Here is a 22,110-nt window from a genome sequence, read left to right as displayed (position 1 = left end):
TTGGGATGCGGCAAGTGCCGTGGGTCGTGCGTCCCAACGGGTGCAGGAAACCTAACCCTCCACACCGCTGAGCTCGTTCGGGGTTTCCAGCAGCTCAGCCGACTGCACAATCGTGCCCGTCGCGATGTCCACCTTGTGGATCATCTTCGTTGCTGGCTCAGTCACAAAAGCGTAGCCATCCTGCACAAATAGCGTGGGTCGCGGATCCTGCCATGTCTTGGATTCCTGCCATGCCTTCACCACCGGATACTCACCGGTGATCGCGCCGGTCGCGGGATCGAGCTTGCGCAGCATGCCGTCGGTACCCAGCACCAGCGCCTCCCCAGCCGGACCGCGCCCCAGCGAGCGGAAACTATAGGACGCCTTCACATCCACCACCTTCATCTGACCAGTAGAAGTATCGGTGAGCGTCACATGGGTTGGCCGTTCCAGCTCCTCGCGATCCGCCGCAGCCTTATCCGCCTTGTAGTCACCCAGCACCACCGCGGATTCCTCGCTACCCGCCTGGTTGCCGATCCGCCCGTAACCCGCGGGCGAATCAACCTTCTGGAACTTCCCATCCCGATAGATCAGAATCCCGTCCTGGCAACCCACAGTCACCGCTCCACCTGCGGCAATAGCCTCGCCGTGCACACCCGGGCACTTCTCACTCTTGGCGATCTCCCTGCCGTCCTTATTCAGCGCCAGCACGGTGTGCCGCTCATCTTCGGTGCCGTCGGTGCGCAGCATTCCACCATCGGGAAGCGGCACAGCAACTCCGTGATGTGGCGTGACGTTGTGCTTCGCCGCAGTTCGGGGCGACGTGCCCAACTTGTACCCGCTGGCAAAACCAGCAGTCTTCAGCTCCTGGATCGAACCATCGTCATCGCCGAAAATCAGCGTGCGTCCACCGGAATGCACCACGTGACCAGGCTTCGTGGCTGGATAGAGGATGTCCGTCAGCAGCGGCTTGGTCTTGTAGCTGTGGGTGTGGTCGCCATGCGGTTCGGTCCAGGAGCCGGCGTCGAAGACACGAAAACCCTCCTTCGTGGAGACCAGGAGGCTGTGGCCATCGCCGAGAGGATTGAGGCGGTTGAAGCCTTCGAGTTCGGTGCGGTCGAGCACTTTGAGGGTGTTGGCATCGAGGGCGAGGAGGCCGCCGTCATAGGTGGTGACCAGGCGCGGGGTGGGTCCAGCGGTTTCTTCGGGTGGCGTTTGCTCCTTCTTTTCTTTCGACGCCACACTCGCGCTTCCGGTTTCGTTATTGCCTGGGTTGGCGGTTTCGGTGGAGCACGCGGTGAGGGCGAGGCCGGTGGTAGCGAGCGCGGCGATGAGCCGGATTGGGGTGTGCGGATGGCGGGTGCGCTGGGTGTTCACGAGATTCAACTCCCTTAATGAAATCAATGTTCAACTAAAAGGGAGGATAGAACGAGAAACCCCCGTATTGAAAATAGATTCCAATACGGGGGTGGGGATTGAGAGATTAAAGCGTTATTGGCCCAGCTCGCGCTTGCGTTCGATTGCCTGCTCGATGCGCTTCCGTCGTTCGTCTTTGTGCTGCTTCTCGAGCTTTTCGTAGATCTCCTCATCGGTGTCATCCAAGCCAATGATTGCCCGGGATGCCCAGGAACCGATGCCGGCTACCGGAAAGACGATCCACCAATTATCAGTGAAATTCGTGAAGATGCCGATGAGCATGATGATGATTGCCCCGGTCCAGAGGACGAAATCGATGGCGTAGACCAGCTTGCCTTTGCGTCGTACCTCCTGGAGTTCGCGTTCCGCGTCAATTGGGGAGATCTGGTGAGTGGATCTAGCACCGGAAGTGGCGTTTGATGAGGTGCCTGTAGGGGTGCTCGCGGGAAGATCAGTGAAGAGGGCATCCAGCTCAGACTTGAAGGTGGCCTGAGAAGCCTTGCCGGTGCGATCCTCGAACTCGTTCATGTCGAGGTAGCCGTCCGCGAAGCGTTCTGAGAGCAGGTCGATAGCGCGGGAGCGCTCTGGATTTCCAATGCGCATTTCGGATGAGTTATCCATGGCTGTGAGCTACCTCTCAAAAATTTTCTGAATTATAACGATTCTATCAAGAAATAACTGCCGTGCGCTGGGCAAACTGTTGGCGTCGAAAAAAGAAAAAGCCTGCTCGCGGCGGGCAAAATACCGCGATGTCGCTTGACAGCAGGAGGGGCAGCTCCCGTAACTTGGCTCGCCATGGGTGGCCGAGGAACTTCCCGGCCGAATCCCGCACGCTTAATGCGAAATTATTCAAAGGAGTGCACAACACTCATGCAGAACAAGACCGCAAAGACCGTACGTAACTTTTTCGTAGGCACCGGAATCGCCGCTGGCCTCACGTTGGCAGCAGCTCCCCAGGCAGGCGCGGCCAGCGTCGAACAGTGGGATCAGGTAGCCGCATGTGAGTCCGGTGGAAACTGGGCCATCAATACCGGGAACGGCTACCAGGGTGGACTGCAGTTCTCCCAGCAGACCTGGAGCGGATTTGGTGGAGACCAGTACGCCCCAACCGCTGACCAGGCAACCAAGGAACAGCAGATTGAGATCGCTGAGAACGTCCTGGCTACCCAGGGTGCCGGAGCATGGCCAAACTGTGGCGGCCCCGTCGCCTAAAGCAGGTGAGCCTGTGACTTGAGCACCTTCGTGCTTGAGGATGCGCCCAAACCATGAGCGATGAACCCCATGGTTTGGGCGCTTTTGCATGGTGTTTGCAGTGCGTGTGGGGTGCGTTTGCGGGAAATCGGTCCGTTCCTGCAGGGAAAATGGCGCGGAACTCGTACATATTGTCTGTAGCATCAGAACTGGTACGTGGTGTCCAACACCGTGCGGGAAGTCGATCGCCGTGCGGCATCGCGAAATGAAAGGGATAAATCATGAGCAATCCACATGACTACAACGATGACCAGACTCGTCAGTTCCGGCCTACCCAGCCGGGCTACACCGAGCCGGGTTATGGCCAGAGCTCCGGATATGGGCAGCAGCCGGGCTATGCGCAGAGCCCGCAGGGTTACCAGGGCAACCCCGGGCATCCCGGGCAGCGGAACCCGCAGCATATCCAGGGTGAACAGAACTGGGGCGGCAAGGAAAAGTCCGGTTTGATCGCTGGCCGCTTTGAGGCACAGAAGGTCATCGTGAACCTGGTGGTGCTCGGCGTGCTCTCCGCAGCCGTGACCTTCGCTGCGGTGTTCGTGGTGGATCTGCTGCTCAGCCAATTCGCGGGCACCAGCGCCGGTGGCGTAGGCACCGCAGTGGTGATTGGCCTGATCGCGGGCATCGTGGGCGTGCTTGCCGGCCTGCTCTATATCCCAGTTGTGGGCACCGGAAATGAGCACCTCTTTGGCCTCGCGGTGATCGCCCTTGCCGTGGTGGCAGCCATCGTCTGGGTGTTGCTCGGTGGATTGCTGGATGGCGATTGGCGCACGCTGATCACCCTGACCGGTATCGTGGCCACCGCCATGACCGCCTATGCGTCCCGCCCGCGCATTGAGGCTGCGGACGTGCGTTACCAGCGCTAAAACCGTTCGAACTCTTGATGAAGCGCGCTCCAGTTGGGGCGCACTTTTTGTATTGTGGGGACTCTTGGGAACCAACTAACGGCGGGATGAAGGTAGAAACGATGAGCGTTCGAGAAATTCAAATTGCCGTGATTGGTGGCGGACCTGCAGGTTTGCAGGCCGGCCTCACGCTGGGCCGCATGCACCGCGAGGCGATCGTGTTCGATTCCAGCGAGTACCGCAACGCCCCCGTGGAGCACATGCACAACATGGCTGGCTTCGATGGCGCTGCACCCGCTGACTTTCGCCGCCAAGTGCGCGCGCAGGTTGAAGATTATGAGACCGTGTCTTTTGCATCCGCTGCGGTGGTTGAAATTGCGCAGGTTGGTGGGTCTTCTTTGGATTCGACGCCACACTCATCAGCTCCCACCGAGTTGCCTCGATTCGAACTGACCTTGGACAACGGTGATTCGGTACTGGCCAATGCCGTGGTGCTGGCCACTGGTCTGCGCGATGAAGTCCCAGATGTTCCGGGTCTTGCCGAGGTGTGGGGCACATTAGCTGCGCAATGCCCGCTGTGCCACGCGCATGAGTTCGCGGGCCAGCCCATCGCCCTGCTGGGCGGAATGGTTGCCCCGCATGTTGGCCCAATGGTGAAACCGATCGCGTCTGAGCTGGTGGTGATTCAGGACAACACACCTCTGGCGGACGCTGACCGAGAGGCTTTGGGTGCTCTGGGGGCGAGGATCACCGAGGGAGAACTGAAGCGCGTGGAGCGTTTGCCCAGTGGAAACGGGCTGCGTTTGACCATCGGGGGAGCGTCCGCCGAGGAATCCACTAAAGAATCCGCTGAAGAATCTATAGAGGTCGGCGGCATTTTTATCATGCCAATGATGAGCCAAAGAGCCCCGTTTGCGGAGCAACTGGGCTTGGAGCTCAACGGCTCCGGTTGTGTGCGCGTGGATCCGTTCGGCCACACCTCTGTGCCCGGGGTGTACGCCGCGGGCGATATGGCTCACCTGCCTGAGCTGCCCATGCCGATGGCATCAGTGGCACAGTCAGTGGCGCAAGGCCAGACGGCTGCTGCCACGGCGATCAAGGAGCGCGGCTAGGGTTTCGCTGGTTTCGCGCGCACCTTAATCCACCTCAAAAACTAGCTAAGGTATTCCTCCGGAATATCCAGCGCCAGCAGGTCTTCCCGCGTCTTATCGGACTTCTCCAGCACCTGCTGGCACACGAAGCGCATCTGATCGCGAGGATCAGGGATGCGACGCTGCGCAGACATCAGCACCGTCAGCACATCTGGGCGATCCTTGAACACGTGCCAGATCAGCGTGGTGGCCAATGATTCCAGCACCAGGCCATTAGCGTGTTTTGCCTGCTGCGGGGCGTCGGCACGCTTACCGCCACCACGAGGGCGAGCGTGCAGGCTCTGCTGGCCGATGCCCACCACTGATCCATCGCGGTTCTTGATCACGCAGGTGTAAGGGACGTTGCAGTAACCGTCCTGGGCAACGGTCTCCCGCACCCATTTCTCCATCTCTCGGTCAAATTCCACTTCCATATACGCACCGTTGCGGCCGGGCGCCAGGTACTGGAAGGTGCCCGTGCGGGTCCACACTTCGAATTCCTTGCCCAGCACTCGGGCGATGATGGTGCCGAACAGGAAATCCGTCATGGCGTAGAGCGTGCCACCGAATACCGCGCCGTGCATGTTGGCATTCCACGGTGCTAGCTTGATCTCAATTCGAGCTTGACGCCAGTCCTCGCTGATGTCCGTGATCCGGATGCCGCCACCGGCCAGTGGCGGCCACAGGTTCATGGTGCGACGAAGGCGCTCTGGGGATTGCATTGCCCACGAGGTCGCAGTCAGGGGCAAACGGGCAATCGACTTCTGCACATCGCGCAGTACGGTGCCGGGATTCTGAAGCAGTTTCATTTGCACCAGTCTACCTATTTGAGCGTGGCGTCGGATATAAAAATGTAACCTTGGGCGCTATGGATAAGCTCACCATCACCACGGACGACGGCCATCAACTCACAGGCCAGCTCATTCTCCCTGAAGCTGAGGTTGAAGATACTCGCGCGGCCGTAGTCCTCCACCCGGCAACCGGGGTCAATCAGCACCTCTACGCCAAGTTCGCGGAGCACCTTGCCAGTCGCGGCTGGCCCACGCTGATCTATGACCTGCGCGGTTCCGGACTCAGCGAGCAGCCCGGGGACGCCAAAGATAAGGACATGTTGATGTCCCAGTGGATTCTCAACGATGTCCCCGCCGCCACCGAATGGATGAAGCAGCGCTACCCGGACCGGAAGATCCTCGCGGTGGGGCACTCAGTGGGCGCGCACGGGATGATCGCTACCCAGCGCGAGCAGCAGGTGCATGCGATGGTGATGGTGGCCGCGCACGCGGGAATCACTCGCTTGATCAGCACGCTGCCGGAACGCTTGCGCATCGGAATTGTCTTCAACGTGGTAACCCCGCTGACCTCCCGATTCCTGGGATATGTGCCCGTGGAGAAGATGGGCATTGGCAAATCCATCCCCGTGGGCGTGATGAACCAGTGGGGGAGTTGGACGCGCAAGCGCAACTATTTCTTTGACGACGCCACCCTGGACCTCAAGCAAAGATTCAACCAGGCTACGGGCCCGTTGCTGTCGCTGGTCTTCACCGATGACCTTTGGGCAAACCGCAAAGCAGTGGACGTGCTGACGGACCAGGCCACGTCCGCTGATGTGGAAAAGCGGGATATCGAATGTGGCAAGGGCACGGAGAACGGCCCGGTGGGTCACATGGGGTTCTACCGTTCGAAGAACGCGCAGCTCTGGCCGATTGTGTCCGATTGGTTGGCAGCGCAGTTGGATAAGTAGCATGCGCGCTCACTAGAGTTTGAACGCATGGCTGACAATGCACAGCGCTCGGACTTTGCCAGTGCCCTGAGCCGAAAGATGGCTCTCCCCACGCGTAATCCCTCTCAATCGCGCAATCTGCTTACTCCACAGATGCTCCCGCAGCTGCCGCGGTTGGTGCAGCTGTGCGCACCTTTGATCTGGATCGCTGGACTGTACTCCTTGGTGTACCACGCTAATGAGGGAATCGAGCACGCGCTGAACGCATTCCTGCTGGATGTGGGCGTATTCCAGGATGCGGGCAAGGCGCTGATGGACGGCAATGCCCTGTACTCCGATGATTTCCCCACGCGTAGTGGATTCCGGTTCATCTATCCACCGTTTGCGGCGGGATTGTTCGTGCCGCTGGGGTTCATGCAGGAAGACCGCATGGAGGTGTGGTGGACGCTGGCCAGCTACGCGGCGGTGTTCGGAGTGATCGCCATGGCGGCGTATCGCGCCGGGTTGGGACGAGCCGCCGGGCCGGAGGGCAGCAAGCTCAATCAGGCTTTCGGTGGGAAGCTGCGCTGGCTCTCCCACGGAACGTGGTGGCTGTGGGCCCTGGCACTCACCGGCTTTGCCATCAGCTTGGAACCCATTGAATCTCACGTGATGTACGGGCAGATCAACATCTTCCTGATTCTTCTGGTGACCGCTGATGTGCTGGGGTTCACCCCGCGGAAGTTACGCGGCTTGGGAATTGGCCTGGCAGCGGGCATCAAGATCACCCCGGCTGCGTACGCGGTGATTTTCTTGGCGCGGAAGGATTGGTGGTCACTGGCTCGATCCGCTGGGTTCTTCGTGCTCACCGCGTTGATCGGCTGGGTGTTGCGACCCTCGGATTCGTTGTACTTCTGGACCACGGAGTTCTTCGCATCCGACCGCGGTGGCCCGCCGCTGTACCCGCCAAATCAGGCTCTGACCGGTCTGCTTTCCCGTGCCGGAATGGACCAGGAACTAGCCCAGATGATCATGGGACCGGGCTTCATCGTGATCGCCCTGCTGTGCATTTGGGGCGCGATGCGGCTGGAGCGCGCCGGGCGGCCCGTGGATTCCCTGTTGCTGGTGGTGCTGGGCATCGTGGTGGCTTCCCCCTTGGCCGTGACTCACCACTGGGCCGGTGTGGTGTTGCTGTTGGTGGTGCTTTTCCGCCCGCTGAACTGGGCGATTCTGGGAACCGCCGCCTTGTCCATCTACGCGCATTACGAGGGACTCCACGTGATGTACGGGAACAAGTACGAATTGCACCCTGAGCTGCATGGAATGGTCTTCCCAGAGTACTTCCAAGCCAATGCGCAGGGCCTGACCGGCGTGCTCATGCTGGTGGTGCTGCTGGTCACCGCGTTGCGGGCGCCGAAGGTGACTGATTCTGGCGCTGCGGGCTCCGTGGAGGATGCGGATGCGCGTTCGATTAATTCGACGCCAGCAGCAAAGCTGTCTCAGCCGTGAGTAGACATTGAGCATGAAGTTTTTCTGTGGTGACTCCCCGAGGATGAACGCGATCGTGAAGGCAGCAGCGTCGCTGAGCGCGGCCGCGCTGTTGCTCACGGGTTGTTCCAGTATTTCGGAACTAGCGCAACAGGTACCCGCGAGCACCACGACCACCACCGTGACGGAAGAGGCGATCCCTCCAGCTCCCGCTGAGGTGGATCCCTCAGCACCCGCGGATTCACCCGTTGCTCCTGCGCCTGCTCCAGATACCACTGATGCCCCGGAATCCAACCAGGCCGCTGCCATGCGCGCGCTTCTTTCCGGATTAGAGGTAAAGGGCAGGGCACCGAAGACGGGCTATGCGCGGGAGCAGTTCGGGGAGAACTGGAAGGATATCGACCGAAACGGTTGTGACCAGCGCAATGATGTGCTGGCGCGGGATTTGCACAACGCGGAGGCGCCGAAGGGATGCAAGGTACTCAGCGGGGTTTTGGATGACCCGTACACCGGCACCACCATCAACTTTGTGCGCGGCCAGGACACTTCCGTGCTGGTGCAGATTGATCATGTGGTGGCCTTGGCCGACGCCTGGCAAAAGGGAGCGCAGCAGCTCTCTCCGGAACGCCGCGAGCAGTTCGCCAACGATCCCTTGAATTTGCTGGCGGTGGATGGCCCAGCCAATCAGCAGAAGAGTGCTGGCGATGCCGCCACCTGGCTTCCCGCCAACAAGGCATTTCGTTGCCAGTACGTGAGCCTGCAGATTCAGGTGAAGGCCGAATATCAGCTATGGGTTACCCCGGCTGAGCGCGATGCAATGGACCGGGAACTTAACCGCTGCTAGAGGATTTGAATTAGCAGTCCTGCGCGTCCGATTCCCACGCGTGCTGAACGAGCTCTGCGAGGACATCCATGTCAATATCCTCCAGCTTGTTCACGTATACACAACCCGCACCCCGCTTGTGCTTACCCAGCTTGGCCAGCAATTCTTCGCTCCGCGGAGCGCCCTGTAAACCGTAGAGCGAGAGCGATGCCTTGCGTGGGCTGAAGCCGAGCTGGAACCAATCGCCTTCGCGACCAGCCGGGGAGACGTAATGAACCTCGCCGTAGCCGATCATCGTTGGCCCCCACATCACCGGTTCCGCTCCCGTGACCTGGTTGAACAGAGCCAGGAGTTCACGACCGTGCTCAACGCGCCGGGGCCATTCCAACTCCTCGATGAACTGCTCGGGGCTGCGATCGGTGGGCCTAGTTTTCACATCCGATGCCGTCACGCCCGTGTGTCCCTTGGTGATAGTCGGGGTCCGATCCGTGGGCTCAGGGACATCGCCGGAAAGCGAAAGGTCTTCTTTCTCCAGGGCCGCTTGTAGCCGCTCCAACACCCGGGGTCCCACCCCGTGCAACTCTCCAAGTTCTTGGGCGGATGTACCCGCGAGATCCTGCAGCGTCGAGTAACCCTTGTCCGCAAGCGCGCGCTTGGCAGGTGCCGCGATGCCCGGAATGTCCGCGATGTTCATGACGGCCAGTGTATTCCGTGACAAGCTCGCGGGTGAGGACTACGGAGTATCTTGGATCCCGCGCAGCATTCCAGCTGTATCGCATGTTGAGCTGATCACGCGGTTTCGCAGTTGAAGTGATGATTCACAGAATGCAAAGTTAGGACAACCCGATATGCTCACGTCATTGGTGCTTTTTGGTGCAACGGGAGACCTCGCCAGCCGATTACTTCTCCCCGCGCTTGTTGAGTTGGAACACGAAGGCGCGCTTGATGAATTGCGCATTATTTGCAGTTCTGTCGAAGACGGCGATGATGAATGGTTCCGTGAGCACGCATCCCAGCAGCTTGAAGAGTTCGCCTCGGAATTAGCCCCCGACGCCCGCGAGCGCCTCGTGCAGCGGATCAGCTACGTGCCTGCTGATGTCACTGCAAGCGACAGCGTGAACGAGGTCATCTCCGCGGTTCAGGAAAATTCAGATGAACCCATCGCGTGCTACCTGGCCTTGCCCCCCTCTGTGATGACGGAGGCACTTCAGGCTCTGGCCTCTGCAGACCTCCCAGAAGGGAGCCGAATAGCCATGGAGAAACCATTCGGTGAGGATCTCAATGGAGCCAAGGAATTGGGTGGCCTGTTGAAAAAACTCTTTGCTGATCCAGATCGCACGGTCTTTAACGTGGATCACGCCCTCGGTATGGAGCCACTGCAAGCCATGTTTGATCTCCGCGCGAACAATCCCTTCCCAGAGGCGGTGTGGAGTTCGGGACACATCGAGGAAATTGCCGTTCTGTGGGAAGAAACGATGGCGCTTGAGGGGCGGGCAGAGTTCTATGACAACACTGGCGCGCTCAAGGACGTCATGCAGAACCACATGATGCAGGTCCTCATCACGTCCATCATTGATCTACCCAGCTTTGCTAGCGATGGTGGCGTCGATACCAAGGAACTCCACCAATTGAAGGTTGACCTGCTCAAATCGGCCCATGTTCTCCGCACGGATGATCCCACGCATCGGAGTAATCGCGGCCGCTATACCGCCGGGACCCTCACCGATGATGCAGATGGCCAGGGGCGGAGCGTCCCGGATTTTGTCGATGAGGATGGGGTGTCGGAGGAACGGGGCACCGAAACCTACGCGGAGGTATTGCTGGAGGTGGACTCGCCTCGCTGGAAGGGAACCACGTTCAGGCTTCGCGCAGGCAAAGCACTTTCGGCCCGGAGGAAGGGCCTGGAGGTCACCTTCCGAAAGACTGGGCGGGCGGATGCAGGCTCCCAACTGTGGCTGGGGATCGATGGGCCATTTGACGCCAGCTTTAGTCTCGATGCTGGCCTCAATGCCGGTGGCAGCAAGGGTGGTCCCCGCTCATTGGATCTCGCGGGGGAGCAGCCAGAATCGCACCTTAGCCCGTACGCGAATGTGCTCGCGGATTTCCTCTCCGATGGTCAAAAGCTGGCCGCCGGTGCGGCGGAATCCGAGCTGGCATGGCGGGTGCTCACTCCGGTTCTCGAAGATTGGGCGCAGGGCAAAGTGCCGATGCAGGATTACGCAGCCGGTAGTGACGGACCAGCAAGAATTGATATTGCGTCGGAGGAAAAATAACCATGCAGGTTGAGCAAATTACAGATTCCATCACCTATCACGGGGAAGGACCGGTGTGGTTTCCTCGAGAAGGGGTTCTCCACTGGGTGGACATGCTTGCGGGGGATGTATTAACGCTAACGAGCAGCGGAAACGTCACGCGGAAGCACGTTGGGGCTATTGCTGCGGCAGTTCGCCCACGACGTGACGGGGGAGCGGTGATTGGGGTGGAGCGCGGCTTTGCTCTCATGGACTCCGCAGGGGAGATCACCACGCTGCCGGAGGTTTGGTCCAGCAAGAAGATCCGCATGAACGAGGGCGGATGCGATCCCGATGGCCGGTTCTATTGCGGTTCCATGGCATATGACCAAACCCCGGGTGCAGCCAAGGTGTTTCGATTGAGCCCGGATGGATCGGTCGACATCGTGTTGGAGGGCGTGACGGTCTCCAACGGGTTGGAATGGGGACCCGATGGAACCCTCGCGTATTACAACGACACCGCGACATTCTCGGTCAGTGTCTTCGATTACTCACTGGAAAACGGCCTGCATAACCGGCGCACCCTGACCACCATCGCAGATTCCGGCAGGCCAGATGGCCTCACGGTGGATGCAGAGGGAGGCATTTGGACCGCGATTGCTAATCAGGGCGCGATGCATCGTTATTCGCCGGAGGGGAAACTGGACCAGGTCATCAACCTGCCAGCTACCAAGGTGACCGCGTGCACTTTCGGCGGGGCCAATTTGGATGAGCTGTACATCACCACTTCACGCGAGGACTTGCCCGAAGGCGAGGAGCCTCGCGCTGGGGCGTTGTTCCATGTGGAGCCAGGGGTAAAGGGCATGCCAACGCGGGAATTCGCAGGTTAGACACCGCGAGGGGCTAGTGCCGCGAAGGGACTAGCGCCGTGGGTACGTGACGGTTTTGTCCCCGGGGATCCAAAAGCGCAGCGGTGCATCCGCATTCTTGGTGATGCCGATGCGCGGTCCCACACGAAACTCGGACACATTCTCACCTTCGTGGATATAGAGAGCGTCGTCCGGAACGGGCACGTTGAGGTCAAATGGTTCGTCCACCTGCACCAGCTTGAGGCCATTGAGGTGCAGATCCAATCCCAGCGTGCTGCCCAGGTTTCCGGGTCCGCGTGCCAGTCCTTCATCGACAGGTTTAATTCCGCGCCGTTCACGCACGACATCCATCCCGCCGAGCACCCGCGCGCTGCGCATGAGCACTCCGCCTGCGGTGCCATCTGGGCTGCACACCAGGTTGCCGGCGCGGTGGATGCCGTAGCTGGCATAGACGTAGAGGTGGCTCGGTGGGCCGAACATGGTGGCGCAACGTGGGGTGGGGCCGTTGTATGCGTGCGACGCCGGGTCTGCCTCCCCGAGGTATGCCTCAACCTCGGTGAGTTGTACGGTCACTGGTCCGTGACGGAGCACTGCCCCGAGCAATTGTGGTGCGACGATATTTGCGGGCTGAGTGAAATCAATCATTGTTTCTCCAGCTTAGGGCATAGCCAGCTGAGCAGTTAGCCCACCAGTCGGACCATCGCCACGCCCACCAGCATCACGAGGAGGCCAGCGAGCTTCGCCTTGGTCACCGGCACGCGTGGAGCCCCCATCAGTCCGAATCGGTCCACCAGCAAAGAGCCCACCATCATGCCCATCAGTGCAGAAATGACTGTCATACCGGTGCCGATTTCACCCACCAGGATTGCTTGCGTAGTCACGAATCCAGCACCGATGAAACCGCCGATCCACATCCATGGGGGATTCTTTTTACCTTTCGACGCCAACTCAGACCCCGGCTTAGGTTGGGTCACCTTCAGCGGTTGCCTGCCGAAGATAACCAATAAGGCCAGCACTGTCACGCCCACTGCGAAGCTGACCGTCGCGGCACGCACGGGAGAGCTCAGCAGCACGCCGAGCTGGGAATTGATCGAAGCCTGAACGGCAGTAAACCCGCCGATGAACACTCCGAGGAGCCGCCACAGCCAGATCTGTGGGCCGGGGGCGGATACTGGTTCGGTGGGAAGTGGCGTCGAATGAGAAGAGAAGAACCTGCCACTGCGAGGCGGACGCACCACGCCCACGGTGATGAGCACGCCTAGGATCACCAACAATGCGCCCAGCACGGGGGGGATGGTCAGCGGGGTGTGTGGGGCGTGGAAGAGGCCGAATTGGTCGATGAGCAGGCCGGATATGATCTGCCCGGCGATCGGCAGCACTACCGTTTGCAGTGCGCCGAGGCGGGGGAACAGGAGGATGTTGCCCAGGAGCATGCCCACGCCAGCTACGCCGCCCAGCCAGATCCACCACGGCGCCCCGGCGTAATCCGGCGAAGCAGAAGCTCCGAAATCGATGATGCCGGGGAGGATGGCTCCGGTTGTCACCAGGGAGGTGATCACCAGCAGGCTGAAGCCGATGAGGAAGGAGTAGAAAGTGGCCGAAATTGGCGTGCCGACGCTCATCTTCAAGCGGGTGTTCGCCGCAGTTTGGATAGGGAGAAGACAACCAACGAGGATTCCGCACGCGACCAACAACATAGGGGGAACTATAGTTCCCGCACTACCCGGGCGGGCGACCCGACCGCCACCACCCCGGCGGGGATGTCCCGCGTGACCACGCTGCCAGCACCGATGACGGAATTCTCCCCGATTGTCACATTCGGGCAGACCGTCACCCCGCCAGCCAGCCAGGCGTTGGCGCCGATGGTGATGGGCCCGCCGTACTCGAATCCAGCTCGGCGCAGCTGCAGATTCTCCAGTGGATGCAGCGGCGCGAGGAGCTGACAGCGCGGGCCGATCAGCGCGCCTTCGCCGATAACGATGGGGCAAATGTCCAGGAAGAGGCCTTGGAAATTCACGAAGGCATCGCTACCAATGTGGATGTTGTGGCCATAATCCACCAGGAATTCGGGGACGATGGTGACACTGCGGTCATAGGTGCCCAGGAGCTCTTCGAGGATCTGGTGCCTGCCTTCCATGTCCGCGAAGTCCAGGCGGTTGAACCGTTGGGCCAGCGATTTTCCATGCCAGTGGTGCTCGCGGATGAGGGGGTCATCAGCGTGATACAGCTGCCCGGCGTTCATGCGCTCGAAGTGGGCGCGGGGGTTGGCCTCGGTTTCTTTTTGGAGGATTTGCTGCAGCTCTGCTGGGGTCATCTGTAGTTCGCGCTTGAGCTGCGCGGCGGAGAAGGAGTCTGGATCAGGTGAGGTCATGGCCTCCACCGTAGCTGTGGGGATGGGGAGTGGGAGCGTGGTGTTTTGGGGACGTGGCGCGCGGTGAGAATTCCCCGGTTCTCCGGAAATGTTCGCAAAATGGACAGCTTGGTCTATTCTGGGTCTCAACACGTTGCATTCGATGCGCAGCAACACCCTGCATCAACCGAAATGTAACTTTCCAACACGCATCACGCGCACCAACTACCCACCGAAGGAGCCGACATGGCAACGGAAAACTCCCAGCATGCAGGCGGTTTTGATACCGCAGCCATCCACGCTGGCTACGAACCCGATCAAGCCATGGGATCCATCAACATCCCCATCTACGCCTCCACCACATTCGCGCAAAACGCCCCCAACGACCTGCGCGGAGGCTTTGAATATGGACGCGTGGCCAACCCCACCGTTGCGAGCCTGGCCAAGACCATCGCAGCACTCGAGGGCGGACAGTTCGGCAAAGTCTTCGCCTCCGGAATGGCCGCCACGGACATCATTCTGCGCGCCATCCTCCGCCCCGGCGATCACCTCATCATGGGCCATGACGCCTACGGCGGAACCTACCGCCTCATCGATTCCGTGTTCACCCAGTGGGGAATTGAGTTCAGCGTGGTGGACACCACTAAGCCCCAGCAGGTAGCCGACGCCCTGCAGGACAACACCAAGGTTGTCTGGGTGGAGACCCCCACCAACCCGCTGTTGGCGATTACTGATGTGGCCGAGGTGGCGTCGAAAATCAAGGGATCCGGTGCCACACTCATCGTGGACAACACGTTCTGCAGCCCCTACCTGCAACGACCGCTGGATCTGGGCGCGGACGTGGTGGTTCACTCGACCACCAAGTACATCGGCGGGCACTCGGACGTGGTGGGCGGGGCGATCGTGCACAACAGCGCCGAGCTGGACGAGGCCGTAGATTTCCTCCTCGGTGGCGCCGGCCCAATCGCCTCTCCTTTCGACGCCTACCTCAACGCGCGTGGCGTAAAAACCCTGGGCGTGCGGATGGATCGACACTGCCAGAATGCGCAGGCCATCGCGGAGTTCCTAGAGTCCCGCGAGGAAGTTGTCCAGGTGCTGTATCCGGGTCTTCCTTCGCACCCGGATCACGAGATTGCGGCGCGGCAGGGCACGGGTAAGGGCTTTGGCGGCATGATCTCCGTGCGGATGCGCAGTGAGGAAGAAGCCCTGGCTCTGTGCATGTCCACCGAGTTGTTCTGCCTGGCGGAATCCCTGGGCGGTGTGGAGTCTCTGCTGGAGCACCCGGCGACGATGACTCACCAGTCCGTAGCGGGCTCTCAGCTGGAGGTCCCGCGGGATTTGGTGCGGCTCTCCGTGGGCATCGAGAACATTGAAGACCTGCTGGCAGACCTGGAATCGGCGCTGGCGAAGATCGCGCGCTAGCAGGGCTGGCGCTGGCCTAACGTGAGGGTTGGCGCGAGGACTGCTACAAAACCGCGCGAAAATCGTGGGAGCGAGAGGGCGGATCGCGGGGTAATCTCGAAGACATGACTGATAACTCTGAAAACAACCAGTCCTATGATCCGAACCGAGTCACGCACATTCGCCCGGAGCGGCCGGCGGAAGTGGGAGTTATTAACGCGCTCGTGCTGCAGGCGTTCGCGGACAACCCAGGTGGCGATGGCCACCAGGGATACGTGGTGGAAAAGCTCCGCGATGCAGGTCAGCTGACTTTCAGCTTCGTGTCCATCAACGAAGGCCGCCCAGTGGGTCACATCTCCGTGCTTCCCGTGGAAGTCACCGCCGAGGACGGCAAGACCAAGATCCCCGATGTGTACGCCATCGGCCCAGTTGCCGTGCTGCCTGACCTGCAGGATGGCGGCATCGGCTCCGGCCTGGTCAACCACGCGATTGGCGCGCTGCATGGCTTGGGTGCCGCCGCCGTGGTTGTCTACGACGACGTAGAATTCTTCTCCCGCTTCGGATTCACCCCGGCCAAGGGCTTGGAATACCCGGATCACGATCAGTCCAAGCTGCTGGTCCAAGCACTGGCCGGAGATGAAGTGCCTGCCGGAACTGTGAAGTTCCCAGAGGCTTTCGAAGCTTAGGGCACCTGGAACATAAGGCACCTAGAGCCTAAGGCGTTTGCTGCCTTAGGCGCTGAAGCCTAAGGCACTTGGTAGCCCAAGTCGGTGAGAGCCTTACGCATCTTGTCTTCCGTGGCGTACTGAACTTCCATGACCTTGCCTTCTTCAGGGTTCACGATAACTAGGTTGTTCAGGCTGTCGTACTTACCGGAGATAGCAGCGAAATCGTTGGATTCATCGGAAGCGATCAGCTGTTTCTTCGCTGCATGGGTGCGATCCACCACGTTGTCCGCGTATTCCTTGTCATCAATGAAATCAATGGTGGAGTACGTGAATGGTGAATCCGCGGAGCCCTTGCAGCTGGATCCGTTCATCGGGCGATCTGGTTTGTCGAGTTCCTCGTAATCGAGGGTGAACTCCACCTCTTCACACTTGTAGACCCAATCGGTCAGATCGTGGGGCAGGCTCGTCTTGAACGCCGCTGGCATGGAGCCATCCGGGGAGGCGATGCCCGTGCTGCTGGATGAAGTGGACGAGGAGCTGGAGGAATCCGACGTGGTCGTTGGATCGCTAGTCGCCGCCGAGGAGCTCGTGGTGGACGTGGTGGGATCGGCATCGTCCTTCTTATCGTCATTGACGAAGAGGAAGTAGGCACCGGCGATCAACGCGATGATCAGAACCAGCGCGCCGATGATGAGGCCCGCTGCCTTGCCGCTTCCATTCTGGCCGCCACCGGTAGGCTGCGCGCCACCAAACTGAGAGCCGTAAGGCTGGCTCTGGTTCGGTTGACCTGGCTGCCCTGGTTGGCTGCTGAACGACGCCTGACCTGGCTGCCCGGGCTGAGCGCCATAAGGATTACCTTGGCCCTGCTGGCCGGGCTGTCCTGGCTGTGCGCCATACGGCGGGTTGAACTGCGACTGACCCTGTCCTGGCTGGGCTTGGCCTAGCTGACCTGACTGACCGGGTTGCCCTGGTTGTGCACCATAAGGCTGGTTCGGCTGTCCGGATTGACCTGGCTGGCCCGGCTGAGCGCCGTACTGCTGGTTGTCTGGTGCTTGTCCGCCATAAGGATTACTCGATCCCGGCTGCGGGCTCTGGCCTGGCTGTGGCTGGCCTTGGTTACCTGACTGACCCGACTGTCCGGTCTGATCGTTGGAACCCGGGTTGGGTGAACCCTGCCCATCGAATCCGCGGCCGTTGGAATTTTCGCCATAAGGATTGTTGTTTGTCACGAGCCTTCTCCTCAAATTCTCTTCGTCACGGAACGCATTGCATGTGGTGCAAAAAACTAGCTGTTTTCACGATATAGGTTCAACACCCTGAGCGCGCGCGATACGACCAATCTGCGCATGTGAACCTGCAAATTCATCCGCAGAAAATGGGCGTAAGTTTGTTAGGCATGAGCATCGTCGATAAATACAAAATTTTGCACCCGAAGGGACGTTTCGCCGTAATTACTGGCGCAAGTGCAGGTATCGGTGCAGCCACCGCGGAATTCCTAGCTGCCGATGGCTGGCATGTGGTCCTCGCCGCGCGACGGGAAGAGAAATTGCGGGAGGTAGAGGCGCGCATTGTTGCTGAGGGTGGGAACGCAAGTGTGTTGGTTCTCGACGTCACCAATCAACAATCCATTGATGCCTTCACCCAGGACTTGGAGGAGGTCACCGCGGGGCGGGGGATCGATCTCCTGGTGAACAATGCAGGCGGTGCGCGTGGCCTGGATCCGGTGCTGGACGCAGATCCCGAGGACTGGCGATGGATGTTTGAGGCCAATGTCATGGGAACGCTGCAGGTCACCCGTGCACTATTCGACCAGCTCAAGGCGACGGATGCCCCGCAGGTGATCAACATGGTCTCCATGGCTGGACGAGCGGCTTACCGAGGTGGAGCCGGTTACAACGCCGCGAAATTCGGTGAGACCGCGCTGACGGATGTGATGCGCATGGAGTTCGCAGAACACGGCGTGCGTGTGTGCCAGCTGGATCCGGGCCGAGTGGCCACGGACTTCTCCACCAACCGATTCAAGGGAGACGAGGCCAAGGCTGCCGAGGTCTACGCGGACAAGCTCAACCTGGCGGCAGAGGACATCGCCGAGACGGTTCGCTGGCTGGCGTCTCGACCACGGCACATGGACGTGGAGACGATCCTGATCAAGCCGCTTGACCAGGTGTGATCTGTCCTAAGAGAGAGTGACAGCGGTGCCGGAGGCGGTGACCATGATCATGCCGCCCTGGCCGAGGGATTCGTAATCGATATCCACGCCAACCACGCCGTTTGCACCGAGCTCGATGGCGCGCTGCACCATCTCACCCAGGGCCATCTCGCGAGCCTGCTTGATCTCGCCTTCGTAGTCGCCGGAACGGCCGCCAACGATGTTGCGGAAACCAGCGGTAATGTCCTTGAGCATATTGATGCCCACAACGGTTTCACCTGCGACAACGCGGATGTATTGGCTGATGGTCTGGCCTTCGACGGTGTTGGTGGTGGTGACGATCATGGTGGTGGCCTTTCTGTGGTGGTTGTGTGCTTGGCGAGGGGTGGTCTGTGGATCATGGTACTCGTTGTGCTTTGGTCATTGGGGGCAGAGAACACCCGTTGCGCTGTGAAAATACAAACCCGAATGTGGAGGCTAGAGGCGCAACTGATGAGTCCTCTCGGTATGATTGACCGGATATTAGATGGAGGAACCTCTTGAACGCCCAACCTGATTACACGGTGACACAGATTCGGGGCCCGTTTTTGGATCTTGAACCGCATCCTGATCATTGCAGGGATTTGAATGAATTCAAGAGTTACTGCAAAGGTCTGAAAAAGCAAGGGTTTACTCTTGCAGCGGATCTTTTCTCGGGGGCGGGAGGCATTTCTCTTGGGCTAGAAGAAGCGGGGTTCAAAGTAGTTCTCGGAGTGGACCATTACCTTGAAGCCGTGAAAACGCACCGCCACCATTTTGGAGGTTTATCCGCAGATTGGGATCTATCCACTGAAGAATCGATCGTTCGAATCTCGGAATTGATGGATGAATGTGAAATTGAGATTCTAGCAGGGGGCCCGCCTTGCCAGCCATTCTCAAAAGCCGGAAGAAATGGCATTCGAAAACTGGTTGAAAAAGGCCAGAGAGAACCCCATGATCAGAGAAGAGATTTATGGCGTTCTTATTTAGAGATTGTAAGCCGAGCTAAGCCAGCAGCTATCATCATGGAAAATGTTCCAGACATGGCTTTAGATGAAGAAATGTTCATTCTCCGATCCATGATCGAAGAACTAGAGCAACTCGGTTACTCTGTATATGAAAAAGTCATAGAAATGTGGAAATATGGCGTCCCGCAAACTCGTCAACGACTAATATTGGTGGCATTTCGTGATGGATATGAATTCACTTGGCCCGCTGAGTTCCAAGAAAAAGTAACACTGTGGAATGCAATTGGCGAGATGCCGCAGGTTGAAGGGGGATGGCGACCACAAGGTGGCGCGCAAGGATGGACTGAGTACGATCATCCTAAAACCGGATTCCAGAAGTACATCAGACGACGTGTGTCGAAAGCTGACCAGCACAAACTATATGATCACATTACTCGGCCAGTACGCGAGGATGACCGAGAAGCATTCGAACTGATGGACGACTCAACTAAATATTCAGATCTTCCAGATCATCTCCGTCGGTATCGAACTGATATCTATAACGACAAATACAATAAACTTTCAGAAGACGACCTCTCTCGGACTATCACCGCGCACATTTCGAAAGATGGCTATTCATATATCCACCCTCGGCAGCCTCGGACTATCACGGTTCGTGAGGCTGCCCGGATACAGACCTTCCCAGATGATTTTCGTTTTAACGGCCCACCTAGCGCAGCATTTAAGCAAATCGGGAACGCAGTTCCGCCTCGAGCTGCTGCTGCAATCTCCGTAGCTGTAAAGCAGTCTTTGGACAGGAAAAAACCCAAAGTTCAAGGGGCTAGGGACATATCGTCTTCAATCGCAAAATGGTTCCGGGATAAACCTGCGAACGCTCGGTTGAATCCGTGGTTGTGGACAGACTCTCGATGGAAGGCTGCTCTCGGCGTCATGCTGTTGAGTCGTTCTAGGAAACCGATTATTGATCAAATCTGGCCGGTGATCGATTCTATGGAAGAACCAACTCAAGACCAGCCCAGTGTTCCTGAAGACACAGTAGAAGTTCTCGCTGACATGCTCACGGGCATTGGGGAGGTTAAGAAGGTTGATCGGTTGATGGATTTTGCATCTCAATTAAGAGACTCCCCGGCTGCACTTTGGGAAAGTAAGATCGACCGATCTAAATTGCCAGTTCTGCGCGCAAGCGAAGCTTCCATGGTGGAGTTAATTGCTCCCATTAGTCTGGGGCAAGGAGCTAAGTCTGAGGAGCCCGTATTGGCGACTACTGGTGTCGTTAGACTAACGTCTCGGTTCCAGTCTTTGCCTTCAGAACGCAGGAATCGCCAAACGGATGGCCGGCTATCCGTAGCAAGGATGCTCGGGCTTAACGAAAATTCTCGTGCTGCTCACCTTGGCCTAGTGGAACTGACCATCAGTCATTGCCGAATCGAAAGACCTCATTGCCATGACTGCCCTATCGCAAGCATGTGCGATCGATTCGGCGTGCCTGAAAATGAGGTTGCTCTACCATTTGCTTAGAGACCCAGCAGTTTTGCCAAATCTGGGTCCTCTTGTTTCAGTAGCTCAGCGATCTTTTTGAATGCGGAAAAATTACCTGACCTAGCAGCAGCTGACTTGAGAGCTAAGCCAACTTCCGCTCCGGGTGCGTAACCTGTGGGCGCCGACGTTACTTCTTCTGACTCCTGTTGTTCGGCAACTCGCGAATTCTTATCTTTCCGGTACCGGGAATCCGCACGGGCGCAGACGTCGCTAATTGAACGAGACATTAGCTTCTTCAGTGAAGCAGGGACGGTGACGCGCATTTTTGCGACATTGATATTGAATTCGTCATCCAACTCAGTCCCGAAATCAAGAGACACTCGTGCCAGTTTGGTGTGTTCATCAAGCGTTCGGATTGAATCCCAACCACCCCATTGAACCAAGCGATTTGCACGGTAAATATAGAGTCCTTGTTGGCGGTTCCATTTCCGGATTCCTCCGGCGGCTTCGAAGGCTTCCTGGGTGGAAAATTGTGACCTAGACGGTAGGCAATACGACTTGACGACGACTTGCCCAGACGAGAATCGGGAGTCTATTTCAAACTTATCGGTGGTGACAAGTTCTGTTTTCGATTCGGAACGCGCAAACGGATCCCAAGGTTGTAGATTGACGCCGTTGATTGAGATAGTGATTGGAGGGACGCCTTCACCTGATAGAAAGCGGTGGAATACAGCAGACAGATGCGTTTTCAATCGAGAACTAAGGGTTTCAAATTTCTTCCGAGCCCACGTGCTGGACGGATTATTCGACGGAAGAAGTCGGTCTAGATTGTCCCACAAAACGACAGTCCCATTGGGGGATAGATGCTTGAGGATATCTTCCGTTCTATGGTCTGGTTCAGGTTCAGTAATGAGCCAATTATCAGTTTCATTGATGAAATCTAGATCCAAACAATTCGCACTCTTCGTTCCACTGCGTTTTTCGCGGGTAAAGACTGTTAGTCGCCGGCATTGAGATAACGAAGCGGTTTTTAAGCCGAGGCCGTACCTACCAAGTTGACCTGACTGATAGGTTCGTTGACTGCCGAATCGAAATGCTTCATTGAGTTCTTCGGGGCTCATTCCATCGCCATCATCGATGATGACAACATGGGATTTTTCTCCCGAGAAAACTATCTCAATCTCGATTTGCTTGCTGCCGGCGGCAATGCTGTTGTCGACGAGATCGGCAATGGCTGATTCAAAGCTGTATCCGATGTCCCGTAGTGAATTTGTCAGACGTCTTGCAGAGGGGGTCACGGATACGGTCTTACGCATTGAATTCAGAGCCTCGTTCTATAGCGATGGGTC

At 58.4% G+C, this 22,110-nt stretch carries 22 protein-coding genes; 12 read left to right on the top strand and 10 right to left on the bottom strand.

The features are described 5' to 3' along the window. Window positions 1-51: 51 nt before the first annotated feature. On the bottom strand, window positions 52-1,356 hold the full coding sequence (locus tag IRY30_RS00275) for a hypothetical protein (protein ID WP_194555431.1): 1,305 nt from the start codon (window positions 1,354-1,356) through the stop codon (window positions 52-54). A gap of 114 nt (window positions 1,357-1,470) precedes the next feature. After that, window positions 1,471-2,016: a DUF1707 SHOCT-like domain-containing protein gene (locus tag IRY30_RS00270; RefSeq protein WP_194555430.1), complete on the bottom strand. Its 546-nt coding sequence runs from the start codon at window positions 2,014-2,016 to the stop codon at window positions 1,471-1,473. 249 nt (window positions 2,017-2,265) lie between these two features. On the opposite strand from IRY30_RS00270, the gene IRY30_RS00265 reads away from it, so the two are divergent. From IRY30_RS00265 to IRY30_RS00255, 3 genes are all read left to right on the top strand, one after another. After that, window positions 2,266-2,607, top strand: coding sequence for a transglycosylase family protein (locus IRY30_RS00265; RefSeq protein WP_194555429.1), 342 nt, complete (start codon window positions 2,266-2,268; stop codon window positions 2,605-2,607). A 260-nt stretch (window positions 2,608-2,867) separates the two neighbouring features. Further along, window positions 2,868-3,509, top strand: coding sequence for a hypothetical protein (locus tag IRY30_RS00260; protein ID WP_194555428.1), 642 nt, complete (start codon window positions 2,868-2,870; stop codon window positions 3,507-3,509). Between the two features lie 101 nt (window positions 3,510-3,610). Continuing rightward, the gene (locus IRY30_RS00255; protein ID WP_194555427.1) at window positions 3,611-4,600 is read left to right on the top strand and encodes an NAD(P)/FAD-dependent oxidoreductase; all 990 of its coding nucleotides are present in this window, start codon (window positions 3,611-3,613) and stop codon (window positions 4,598-4,600) included. A gap of 41 nt (window positions 4,601-4,641) precedes the next feature. Here IRY30_RS00255 and IRY30_RS00250 read toward each other — a convergent pair whose 3' ends face one another. Further along, window positions 4,642-5,427 carry a PaaI family thioesterase gene (locus IRY30_RS00250; protein ID WP_228502439.1) on the bottom strand — a complete coding sequence of 262 codons (786 nt, stop codon included), beginning with the start codon at window positions 5,425-5,427 and terminating at the stop codon, window positions 4,642-4,644. Window positions 5,428-5,486: 59 nt separating this feature from the next. Between IRY30_RS00250 and IRY30_RS00245 the strand changes: the two genes are divergently transcribed. The 3 genes from IRY30_RS00245 to IRY30_RS00235 are packed head-to-tail and all read left to right on the top strand — an operon-like array spanning window position 5,487 to window position 8,649. Further along, window positions 5,487-6,359 (top strand): alpha/beta hydrolase family protein, encoded by an 873-nt coding sequence (locus IRY30_RS00245; protein ID WP_194555426.1) that lies wholly within the window; start codon window positions 5,487-5,489, stop codon window positions 6,357-6,359. 27 nt (window positions 6,360-6,386) lie between these two features. Then, a complete protein-coding gene (locus IRY30_RS00240; protein ID WP_228502437.1) occupies window positions 6,387-7,826 on the top strand; it encodes a glycosyltransferase 87 family protein in 1,440 nt (479 codons plus the stop codon). Between the two features lie 43 nt (window positions 7,827-7,869). Then, complete coding sequence (locus IRY30_RS00235) at window positions 7,870-8,649, top strand: HNH endonuclease family protein (protein WP_194555425.1); 780 nt, start codon at window positions 7,870-7,872, stop codon at window positions 8,647-8,649. A gap of 10 nt (window positions 8,650-8,659) precedes the next feature. On the opposite strand, the gene IRY30_RS00230 is transcribed toward IRY30_RS00235, so the two are convergent. Next, entirely contained in the window at window positions 8,660-9,322 is a 663-nt protein-coding gene (locus IRY30_RS00230) for a DUF1801 domain-containing protein (protein WP_194555424.1), read from the bottom strand. Window positions 9,323-9,476: 154 nt separating this feature from the next. Between IRY30_RS00230 and IRY30_RS00225 the strand changes: the two genes are divergently transcribed. Next, window positions 9,477-10,901, top strand: a complete 1,425-nt coding sequence (locus IRY30_RS00225; RefSeq protein WP_194555423.1) for a glucose-6-phosphate dehydrogenase — start codon at window positions 9,477-9,479, stop codon at window positions 10,899-10,901. A 2-nt stretch (window positions 10,902-10,903) separates the two neighbouring features. Then, window positions 10,904-11,749, top strand: coding sequence for an SMP-30/gluconolactonase/LRE family protein (locus IRY30_RS00220; protein ID WP_194555422.1), 846 nt, complete (start codon window positions 10,904-10,906; stop codon window positions 11,747-11,749). Between the two features lie 30 nt (window positions 11,750-11,779). Here IRY30_RS00220 and IRY30_RS00215 read toward each other — a convergent pair whose 3' ends face one another. Genes IRY30_RS00215 through IRY30_RS00205 form a run of 3 tightly spaced genes read right to left on the bottom strand, consistent with a single transcriptional unit; the run spans window position 11,780 to window position 14,099 of the window. Further along, window positions 11,780-12,373: a DNA-3-methyladenine glycosylase gene (locus IRY30_RS00215; RefSeq protein ID WP_194555421.1), complete on the bottom strand. Its 594-nt coding sequence runs from the start codon at window positions 12,371-12,373 to the stop codon at window positions 11,780-11,782. 35 nt (window positions 12,374-12,408) lie between these two features. After that, entirely contained in the window at window positions 12,409-13,425 is a 1,017-nt protein-coding gene (locus tag IRY30_RS00210) for a DMT family transporter (RefSeq protein WP_194555420.1), read from the bottom strand. A gap of 8 nt (window positions 13,426-13,433) precedes the next feature. Then, the gene (locus IRY30_RS00205) at window positions 13,434-14,099 is read right to left on the bottom strand and encodes a sugar O-acetyltransferase (protein WP_309826194.1); all 666 of its coding nucleotides are present in this window, start codon (window positions 14,097-14,099) and stop codon (window positions 13,434-13,436) included. Between the two features lie 225 nt (window positions 14,100-14,324). On the opposite strand from IRY30_RS00205, the gene IRY30_RS00200 reads away from it, so the two are divergent. Then, window positions 14,325-15,500 (top strand): cystathionine gamma-synthase, encoded by a 1,176-nt coding sequence (locus IRY30_RS00200; protein WP_194555419.1) that lies wholly within the window; start codon window positions 14,325-14,327, stop codon window positions 15,498-15,500. Between the two features lie 104 nt (window positions 15,501-15,604). Continuing rightward, a complete protein-coding gene (locus IRY30_RS00195; RefSeq protein ID WP_194555418.1) occupies window positions 15,605-16,165 on the top strand; it encodes a GNAT family N-acetyltransferase in 561 nt (186 codons plus the stop codon). 59 nt (window positions 16,166-16,224) lie between these two features. On the opposite strand, the gene IRY30_RS00190 is transcribed toward IRY30_RS00195, so the two are convergent. Then, on the bottom strand, window positions 16,225-17,376 hold the full coding sequence (locus IRY30_RS00190; RefSeq protein WP_194555417.1) for a hypothetical protein: 1,152 nt from the start codon (window positions 17,374-17,376) through the stop codon (window positions 16,225-16,227). 167 nt (window positions 17,377-17,543) lie between these two features. On the opposite strand from IRY30_RS00190, the gene IRY30_RS00185 reads away from it, so the two are divergent. Beyond that, complete coding sequence (locus IRY30_RS00185) at window positions 17,544-18,317, top strand: SDR family oxidoreductase (RefSeq protein ID WP_194555416.1); 774 nt, start codon at window positions 17,544-17,546, stop codon at window positions 18,315-18,317. Between the two features lie 6 nt (window positions 18,318-18,323). On the opposite strand, the gene IRY30_RS00180 is transcribed toward IRY30_RS00185, so the two are convergent. Next, window positions 18,324-18,641 carry a YbjQ family protein gene (locus tag IRY30_RS00180; protein WP_194555415.1) on the bottom strand — a complete coding sequence of 106 codons (318 nt, stop codon included), beginning with the start codon at window positions 18,639-18,641 and terminating at the stop codon, window positions 18,324-18,326. Between the two features lie 194 nt (window positions 18,642-18,835). On the opposite strand from IRY30_RS00180, the gene IRY30_RS00175 reads away from it, so the two are divergent. Beyond that, complete coding sequence (locus tag IRY30_RS00175) at window positions 18,836-20,800, top strand: DNA cytosine methyltransferase (RefSeq protein WP_228502433.1); 1,965 nt, start codon at window positions 18,836-18,838, stop codon at window positions 20,798-20,800. Here the strand turns inward: IRY30_RS00175 and IRY30_RS00170 are convergent. After that, window positions 20,797-22,077 (bottom strand): ATP-binding protein, encoded by a 1,281-nt coding sequence (locus tag IRY30_RS00170; protein WP_194555414.1) that lies wholly within the window; start codon window positions 22,075-22,077, stop codon window positions 20,797-20,799. The two genes, IRY30_RS00175 and IRY30_RS00170, sit on opposite strands and share 4 nt — an antisense overlap. Window positions 22,078-22,110: the final 33 nt, after the last annotated feature.

The sequence above is a fragment of the Corynebacterium suicordis DSM 45110 genome (genome assembly GCF_015351405.1).
Classification (GTDB): Bacteria; Actinomycetota; Actinomycetes; order Mycobacteriales; family Mycobacteriaceae; genus Corynebacterium; species Corynebacterium suicordis.
Note: the sequence above shows the minus strand (reverse complement) of the source record. Positions and strands in the feature narration are given on the sequence as shown.